Origin of the sequence: Desulfosarcina cetonica JCM 12296, from assembly GCF_001311845.1 — a bacterium.
Taxonomy (GTDB): domain Bacteria; phylum Desulfobacterota; class Desulfobacteria; order Desulfobacterales; family Desulfosarcinaceae; genus Desulfosarcina; species Desulfosarcina cetonica.
Genome location: NZ_BBCC01000429.1, coordinates 1 through 1,597 on the forward strand (window position 1 = coordinate 1; position 1,597 = coordinate 1,597).

The 1,597-nt window shown below is 61.6% G+C and carries 2 protein-coding genes and 1 pseudogene; all 3 read right to left on the reverse strand.

Going from position 1 to position 1,597, the window contains the following annotated elements:
* Positions 1-61: 61 nt before the first annotated feature.
* Positions 62-946: a 2-oxoacid:acceptor oxidoreductase family protein gene (locus JCM12296_RS34645; RefSeq protein WP_246805322.1), complete on the reverse strand. Its 885-nt coding sequence runs from the start codon at positions 944-946 to the stop codon at positions 62-64.
* Positions 865-1,353, reverse strand: coding sequence for a thiamine pyrophosphate-dependent enzyme (locus JCM12296_RS46745; protein WP_246805324.1), 489 nt, complete (start codon positions 1,351-1,353; stop codon positions 865-867). The genes JCM12296_RS34645 and JCM12296_RS46745 overlap by 82 nt, the downstream gene beginning before the upstream one ends.
* A pseudogene (locus JCM12296_RS34650) lies at positions 1,354-1,597 on the reverse strand (transketolase C-terminal domain-containing protein); the annotation flags it as partial.

Below are 1,597 nucleotides of genomic sequence, written 5' to 3' on the forward strand. Positions count from 1 at the left end.
AGCATCTGATGTTCTTTGCTCAGCTTGAAATCCATACATCCTCCTTTTTTATGTTGATGGGTCATTCGCTGACACGGTCGACCAGTTCCTTTGCTGTCGCCAGAATCTCCTTCTTGAAGCGCATCTCCAGCGCGGCCTTGAGCATCTCCATGGAAATCACCAGATTGCGTTTGGCCAAAAGCCCCAGGCTGGCCAGGGCCCAATCCTGGACCTTGATTTTGTCGGCCTTGAAATCGATCTCCTGGACCGTGGCGCCGGTGGCCGGCAGGTTGACCCCGGCAGCCTTGAGAATCAAAGTCTCCGAGCCCAACTGGGCCAGCAACTGCTTACGCCGGCCGACGCCTTCGTCGGCCAGGGCCACCACCACGGACGGCCGATCGATACCGGTATAATCGATGGGCTCCGGCGCGAGCACCATCTCGCTGACGCTGTGGCCGCGCAACACGGTAATGGGGTAGTCGTTCTTCAGGCTGGCGTGCCATCCGGCGGTCATGCCGGCCAGGCAGAAAATTTCACCCGCCGTGACGATGCGTTGCCCGGCGCTGCCGAGAATCAGCACCTCCTGGCGGCCGCTGGTTGGCGGGGTGAAGCGGGCCGCGACCTTTGCCGGTCCGGCAGGTGCCTTCATCTGGCCGGTGATCGCGCAATAGCCCTGGCCGTACTCCGGCCGCTGGTTGGATGCCACCGGCCCCTTGAACGGGGGTAGGGCTTCAAGCCCGGCGTCGATCATCTTGGGCGTGAGTTTGTTGCGTTTGGTGTAGCGGCCCGGGCACATGCCCCACATATCAATCAGGGAAAAGCCCTCGTAGCGGATGGCCGCAACAATCTCATCCACCAGATCGGGTGCATAGGATGAGCTGCGGGTCACATAGGGTGCACCGGCGGCAGCGGCGATCTGGCAGATGTCCACCGGCTTTTCCAGGCGGTTGAGAAATCCGGAGCCCACCACGCGTCCTGGGGCGTGGTGGAGGAGCACTGCCCGCCGGTCATGCCGTAATTGAAGTTGTTGAGCACCAGAAGGGTCAGGTCGATGTTGCGCCGGCAGGTGGAGAGCACATGGGCGCCGCCGATGCCCAGCCCCCCGTCGCCCATGGTGACGATCACCGTAAGATCCGGGCGGGCCATCTTCAGACCCGTGGCATAGGTCAGGGCCCGGCCGTGCAGGCCGTGAAAGGCATGGGTGTTGAAAAAAGTATCGAAAAGTCCCGAGCACCCGATGTCGCTGACCAGGACCACCTGGTTGCCGGCAAGGCCCATTTTTTCCAGGGCCTTGTCAAGGGCATGGGTAATGCGCTCGTGACTGCATCCCGGACAGAACACCGGGGGGCGGCTGGTGTTGATCAGGCTGCTCATTTAAATCACCTCCCGGATCTGTTCCGGTTTGATCAGATTGCCGTTCATCTGACCGAAAAAGCCGATGGTCTTGCCAGGTAGCAGACGCTGAATCTCGCGCACGTACTGGCCGGTGTTCATTTCCACGACAACGATACGCTTGTACGGGGCGGCGGTCTCCATGATCATCCGCTCGGGAACGGGCCACAAGGTTTTGGGGATCAGCAGGGAGACCGGCTTGCCGGCCGCGCGGGAGGCGGCCACG

What these genes read in the sequence shown, in the direction of transcription:
- JCM12296_RS46745 (WP_246805324.1), bottom strand. Translation starts at nt 1,353, where the DNA reads ATGAGCAGCCTGATCAACACCAGCCGCCCCCCGGTGTTCTGTCCGGGA.